This window comes from Sandarakinorhabdus sp. (assembly GCF_031422795.1).
In the GTDB taxonomy this organism is placed as follows: Bacteria; Pseudomonadota; Alphaproteobacteria; order Sphingomonadales; family Sphingomonadaceae; genus Sandarakinorhabdus.
In genome coordinates, this window is the sequence record NZ_JANPML010000366.1 from 1 (window position 1) to 6,208 (window position 6,208).

Here is a 6,208-nt window from a genome sequence, read left to right on the forward strand (position 1 = left end):
ATGATCATACAGGAAGGTGCCCAGCCGCAGCATCCACACCGGCCGCATGCCATCTGCGTGCGGCAGCACAAAGGATTGCGGCCAGGTGATGTGCGGCGCGATGTCGAGCAGCACCTCGCGTTCGGCCAGCGCCTTTCGCACCAGGCCAAAGGCATAATATTCCAGGTAGCGCAGGCCGCCGTGGATCAACTTGGTTGACGATGAGGACGTCGCGCCGCCGATATCGCCGGCATCGATGATCGCGACTTTCAGCCCGCGCCCGGTCGCATCACGGGCGATGCCGGCGCCGTTGATGCCGGCGCCGATGATGGCAAGATCATAAGGTGTGGAGGAAATCGTCACGAGCGCTTCCCTAACGGGCTTTGTGCCCATAGAAAAGGCGACATGACGAACCAACAGACTCCGGGGCAGCTGATCCTCGTGCTCGACGCGGGCACCACCTCCACCCGGGCGATTGCCTTCACGCAGACCGGCGAGATCGTTGCCAGCGCCGGGCGCCCGATGACGCAGCATTACCCGGCCAGCGGCTGGGTGGAGCATGATCCGGCCGAAATCCGTGATCTGTCGCGGGCCTGCCTTGAGGAGGTGGCCGCGCAGGTGGGCGCCGAACGCATCGCCGCCATCGGCATCACCAACCAGCGTGAGACCATCTGTTTCTGGGATCGCACCACTGGCGAGCCGCTGGCCCGCGCCATCGTCTGGCAAGATCGCCGCACCGCCGATTATTGCGCCGGGCTGAAGGCCGCTGATCCTGGCTTGGAAGCCAAGGTGCAGGCCAAGACCGGGCTTTTGCTTGATCCTTATTTTTCCGGCACCAAGTTCCGTTGGGCGCTGGATAACTGGCCGATGGTGGCCGATGCGGCGCGGGATGGCCGGCTGGCCGTGGGCACGGTGGAAAGCTGGCTGATCTGGCATCTGTCGGGCGGCAAGGTGCATGTGACCGACGCCACCAATGCCAGCCGCACCCTGCTGATGGATCTGGCCAGCTGCCAGTGGGACGATGAACTGATTGCCATGCTGGGCGTGCCCAAGGCCGCGCTGCCGGCCATTGTCGATTGCGCTGGCGCGCTGGCGGAAACGACCCTGCTGGGCCGCAGCATCCCGATCACGGGCGCAGCTGGCGATCAGCAGGCGGCGGCCATCGGGCAGGCCTGCCTTGCTCCGGGCATGCTGAAGGCAACCTATGGCACCGGCTGCTTCCTGCTCGCTCACGCCGGCGCAGAACCGCCGGTGTCGCGCAACCGCCTGCTTGCCACCGTGGCGTGGCGGCTGGATGGCAAACCCGCCTATGCACTGGAAGGCGCCATCTTTGTGGCCGGTTCGGCCGTGCAATGGCTGCGTGACGGGCTGGGCATCATCGCCACCAGCGCCGAATCTGAAACACTGGCGCAAAGCGTGCCCGACAATGGCGGTGTCAGCTTTGTGCCTGCGCTGGCCGGGCTGGGCGCGCCGTACTGGAATCCGGACGCGCGCGGTGTGATCTGTGGCCTGTCGGGCGGCAGCACCCGCGCTCATGTCGTGCGTGCGGCGCTGGAAGCCCAGGGCCAGCAGACCGCCGATCTGGTTGATGCGCTGGCGGCTGATGGCGTGCCGGCGGCGATGCTGCGCGTCGATGGCGGCATGGTGGCCAACAACTGGCTGTGCCAGGATCTGGCCGACAGCCTGGGCGTGGTGGTCGAACGGCCGCGCGTGATCGAAACCACGGCGATGGGCGCTGCCATGCTGGCCGGTGTGGGCGCTGGCCTGTTTGCCGATCTGGCGGCGGCCGCTGATGCCATGGCGGCGGCGGATGTGCGTTTTCACCCGGCCATCGATGGCGCGGCTCGCGCTGCACGGCGCACGCAGTGGCAGGCTGCCATCGCCAAGGTTCTGGCGTGAATCCGCTCACCGGCCTGGCGCTGGTGGCAGCGCTGGCGCTGGTGCTGGGCGGGCTGTGGCTGTTGCAGCAACCCGGCGGCAACAGAACCAAGGCGGTGCTGATGATGGTGGCTGGCCTCGTGGTCGCGTTCAACGCCTGGGTGGTGAGCCTGCCAATCCCGGCCTGACCTGCCTGCCTGAAGGCCCGGCCTGCGACAATGGATTGTTTGCGTCTGCCGATTGCTGCCCTAGTCTGCCCTCGAACATTCTGGGGAGGATGGCATGAACAAATTCAGCAAGACGGCAGCGGTGTTTCTGGCAGGTACGGTTTTGACCGCTGGGCTGGCCGGCGCTGGCGGGCCCGGCACCGGCGTGCGCGGTGTGGATGCGCAGCGGCTGATGAACGCGCGCAGCGAACCCGGCAACTGGATGACGCACGGCGGCACTTATGCCGAACAACGCTTTGCCGATTTGACCCAGATCAATGCCGACAATGTCGGCCAGCTTGGCCTCGCCTGGTATACCGATCTGCCCACCAATCGCGGCCAGGAAGCCACGCCGATCGTCGTCGATGGCACGATGTACACCACCACGTCATGGTCCACGGTGATGGCGCTCGATGCCGTCACTGGCCGGGTGAAGTGGCGTTACGACCCCAAGGTGGACAAAGCGCGCGGCCACAGCGCCTGCTGCGATGTCGTCAATCGCGGTGTCGCGGTGTGGGGCGGGCTGGTGTATGTCGCCGCTCTCGATGGCCGGCTGATCGCGCTGGATGCCGATACCGGCAAGGTGAAATGGTCCACGCAGACGTTTACCGATAGTGCCAAGCCCTACACCATCACCGGCGCCCCGCGCGTGATGAAGGGGCTGGTGGTGATCGGCAACGGCGGCGGCGAACTGGGCGTTCGCGGTTATGTGACGGCCTATGACGCGATGAGCGGCAAGAAGAAATGGCGCTTCTTCACCGTGCCGGGCAACCCGGCCGACGGCCCCGATGGCGAAGCGTCGGATAGCGTGATGGCCGGCAAGGTCGCGCCAACATGGTCAGGCGAATATTGGAAGGGCGGCGGCGGCGGCACGGCCTGGGATGCCATCGTTTATGATCAGGAACTGGATCAGCTCTATATCGGTGTCGGCAACGGTTCCCCGTGGAATCACGAGATCCGTTCTGACGGCAAGGGCGACAATCTCTTCCTGTCGTCGGTGCTGGCGCTGAAGCCGGATACCGGCGAATATCTCTGGCACTATCAGGGCACGCCGGCCGAAACCTGGGATTATACCGCGACCCAGCCGATCATGCTTTCAACATTGATAATCGAAGGCAAACCGCGCAAGGTGCTGATGCAGGCGCCAAAAAACGGCTTTTTCTATGTGATCGACCGCGCCAATGGGCAGCTGATTTCGGCCAAGGGATTTGCCACGCAAACCTGGACCACCGGCGTGGACATGAAGACCGGCCGCCCGATCGAAGTGCCGGAAGCGCGCTATCGCAAGGCCGGCGTGCTGGTGATGCCGTCGCCGCTGGGCGCCCACAACTGGCACCCGATGAGCTATAGCCCGCGCACCGGTCTGGTCTATCTGCCGGCGCAGGAAATGCCGCAATTCTATCAGAACCAGGAAGGTTTTGAACGCCGTGAAGGCGCCTGGAACCTGGGCATCGCTATCGATCCCGGTTCGGTTCCCGATGATCGGGCCCAGTTCAAGGCGATCAAGGCATCGCTGAAAGGCAAGTTGATCGCCTGGGATCCGGTGGCGCAAAAGCCGGCGTGGGAAATCACCTATGATGGCCCGTGGAACGGCGGCACGCTGGCGACGGCGGGCAATCTGGTGTTCCAAGGCAATGGCGCCGGCGATTTCCAGGCGTTCAATGCAAGCACGGGCGCCAAGCTGTGGAACTTCAAGGCGCAGACCGGCATCATCGCGCCGGCCGTGAGTTATGCCGTGAAGGGCCAGCAATATGTGGCTATCATGGTCGGCTATGGCGGCGCCTTCCCGTTGACTGCGGCCTTTGACGATCCGCGCGATGCCCGCAATGGCCGTCTGCTGGTGTTCAAGCTGGGCGGCAAGGGCGCGTTGCCACGCGCGACCGAGCCGGTGTTTGCCGCGGCCAATCCGCCCAGTGATGCCTTCACGCCGGTGCAGGTGGTTGAAGGCGGCAAGATCTACAGCGCCAACTGCGCCTTCTGCCATGGCCCCGATGCCCATGCGTCGGGCATCGTGCCCGATCTGCGGCGCTCAGGCGTGCTGACCGACGCAGAAGCTTGGAAGGCCATCGTTCACGATGGTGCGCTGAAGGCCAACGGCATGATCGCTTTCAGCCGCTGGTACACGCCGGCCCAGGTGGAATCGGTGCGCGCCTATGTCGGCCAACAGGCGAAGAAACTGCAGGCGCTCGAAGCCGCTGGCGGCAAATAATCAGGGCCGTTTCCTCCCTGGCCGGCGGCTGGGGAGGCGAAGCTCAGTCCGGCTGTTGCCAGTTCGGGGCAGCTATGCCGCGCAACATCCCCTCAACGCTCAGATCTTCATCCACGTCGGGCCAATGGATGCCATAGCCTGATCCGTTAAGACGCCAATTGCGGCGTTGAGCATCGGTGGCGCGTCGGAGGCGGGGATACCAGACAATCGGCGTAGCGATCGTGCGCCCATCGCGCAGATCAACGATCAGTTGGCCGTCGGCAAAACGCACGTCAACCGCGCGCTCATCGCGAAGGTCCGCTTGTGCCAAAGAAGCCATGCCATGCCTTTTCAAATTCCGTTGCTTGCGCTTCTATCACGGTTTGCAGCCATTCCAAATCCCGCGCCCGCACGCCATCGTTGCGGGTCAGGCGGACTGGCAGGAGATCGAACCGGGCTTCCGCTCCGTCCTTTTCAGCATGCACATGCGGCGGCGGATGATCGCCAGAGTAAAAATGGAATCGCCATCCGGCTTGGCGGTGAATGGTCGGCATCAGGAAATCCCTCCTGCATGGACCTTGGCAGCCAAAAGTGCAGGCAGGCGCGCGGGTTGCCGGAAGTTGTTTACTTGCTTCACTTCTTGCGGCTCAACTCCCGCATGCCGCGATCCAGCCCGTCCAGCGTGAGCGGATACATGCGATCGTGCATGATCTCTTTGATCATCCGGATCGACTGGCCGTTTTCCCAATGCTTTTCCGGGATCGGATTCAGCCAGATTGACGAGTGATAGACGTCGGTGAGCCGGTTCAGCCACGCCTCGCCGGGTTCCTCGTTCCAATGTTCGGTGCTGCCGCCGGCATAGGTGATTTCATACGGGCTCATCGAGGCGTCGCCGACGAAGATGAGTTTGTAATCATGCGGAAATTTATGGAGAATCTCCATCATCGGCGTCCGCTCGGTCCAGCGGCGTTTGTTGTCTTTCCACACCGCCTCATAGGGGCAGTTGTGGAAGTAGAAAAACTCCATGTGCTTGAATTCGGTTTTCGCCGCTGAAAACAGCTCTTCGCACAGCTTGATATGGGCATCCATCGAACCGCCGATATCCAGCATCAGCAGCAGTTTCACCGCATTGTGGCGTTCCGGCCGCATGACGATATCGAGCCAGCCTTGCTTGGCCGTGCCGCGGATGGTGGAATCAAGGTCAAGCTCGTCGGCGGCGCCTTCACGGGCGAAGCGGCGCAGGCGACGCAAGGCGACCTTGATGTTGCGGGTGCCCAGTTCAACGGTTGAATCGAGATTCTTGAACTCGCGCTTGTCCCAGACTTTGACAGCGCTCTGCTTGCGGCCATCCTTCTGGCCGATGCGCACGCCTTCGGGATTGTCGCCATTGGCACCGAACGGCGATTTGCCGGCGGTGCCGATCCACTTGTTGCCGCCTTCGTGGCGCTTCTTCTGTTCCTCCAGCCGCTTCTGGAGTGTCTCCATCAGCTTGTCCCAACCCATTTTTTCCAGCTCGGCGCGCTCCTCCTCGGTCAGGTTCATTTCGGCCAGGGCGCGCAGCCAGTCTTCGGGAATCTCGGTCTCGCCGGTTTCAAGTGTTGGCTCTATACCCTTGAATACCTTGGCAAATACCATGTCGAAACGATCGAGCAGGCCTTCGTCTTTCACATAGGTCGCGCGAGCCAGATAATAGAAATCGGTAATCGAATAATCGATGGCATCGCTCTGCAATGCTTCAAGCAGGATCAGATGCTCCTTCATGGAGGCCGGGATCTTCGCTGCGCGCAGCTCTTCAAGGAAGGTCAGGAACATCGGTGCATCCTATCAGGGCAAATGCTGGCTGCCACCCCGCCATATGGCGCAGCTTTCATCCGCGCAGCGCCTTGAGCGTGCGGTTTGGCGGGATGACCGTTTCGATGCGGCCACCGGGGTAGAAGGCGCGGATCGGGGCCTGTTC

7 protein-coding genes are annotated in these 6,208 nt (G+C 63.0%); 3 read left to right on the forward strand and 4 right to left on the reverse strand.

The annotated features are described in order from the left end of the window. Positions 1–372, reverse strand: a 372-nt coding sequence (locus RMO81_RS12820; protein ID WP_310476282.1) for an FAD-dependent oxidoreductase, incomplete at its 3' end; no start/stop codon positions are given. 12 nt (positions 373–384) lie between these two features. Here RMO81_RS12820 and glpK point away from each other — a divergent pair. The 3 genes from glpK (at position 385) to RMO81_RS12835 (ending at position 4,272) form a co-directional block, all read left to right on the forward strand. Beyond that, on the forward strand, positions 385–1,878 hold the full coding sequence (gene glpK, locus RMO81_RS12825) for a glycerol kinase GlpK (RefSeq protein ID WP_310476283.1): 1,494 nt from the start codon (positions 385–387) through the stop codon (positions 1,876–1,878). Further along, positions 1,875–2,045, forward strand: a complete 171-nt coding sequence (locus tag RMO81_RS12830; protein WP_310476284.1) for a hypothetical protein — start codon at positions 1,875–1,877, stop codon at positions 2,043–2,045. Before glpK ends, RMO81_RS12830 begins: the two co-directional genes overlap by 4 nt. A gap of 94 nt (positions 2,046–2,139) precedes the next feature. Continuing rightward, positions 2,140–4,272 carry a PQQ-dependent dehydrogenase, methanol/ethanol family gene (locus RMO81_RS12835; RefSeq protein WP_310476285.1) on the forward strand — a complete coding sequence of 711 codons (2,133 nt, stop codon included), beginning with the start codon at positions 2,140–2,142 and terminating at the stop codon, positions 4,270–4,272. A gap of 43 nt (positions 4,273–4,315) precedes the next feature. Here the strand turns inward: RMO81_RS12835 and RMO81_RS12840 are convergent, their stop codons facing one another. The 3 genes from RMO81_RS12840 to RMO81_RS12850 all read right to left on the reverse strand — a co-directional run bounded on the left by RMO81_RS12840 (position 4,316) and on the right by RMO81_RS12850 (position 6,063). After that, positions 4,316–4,591 (reverse strand): DUF2442 domain-containing protein, encoded by a 276-nt coding sequence (locus RMO81_RS12840; protein WP_310476286.1) that lies wholly within the window; start codon positions 4,589–4,591, stop codon positions 4,316–4,318. Next, complete coding sequence (locus RMO81_RS12845) at positions 4,557–4,805, reverse strand: DUF4160 domain-containing protein (RefSeq protein ID WP_310476287.1); 249 nt, start codon at positions 4,803–4,805, stop codon at positions 4,557–4,559. The genes RMO81_RS12840 and RMO81_RS12845 overlap by 35 nt, the downstream gene beginning before the upstream one ends. A 79-nt stretch (positions 4,806–4,884) precedes the next feature. Further along, on the reverse strand, positions 4,885–6,063 hold the full coding sequence (locus RMO81_RS12850) for a VWA domain-containing protein (RefSeq protein WP_310476288.1): 1,179 nt from the start codon (positions 6,061–6,063) through the stop codon (positions 4,885–4,887). Between the last annotated feature and the right edge of the window lie 145 nt (positions 6,064–6,208).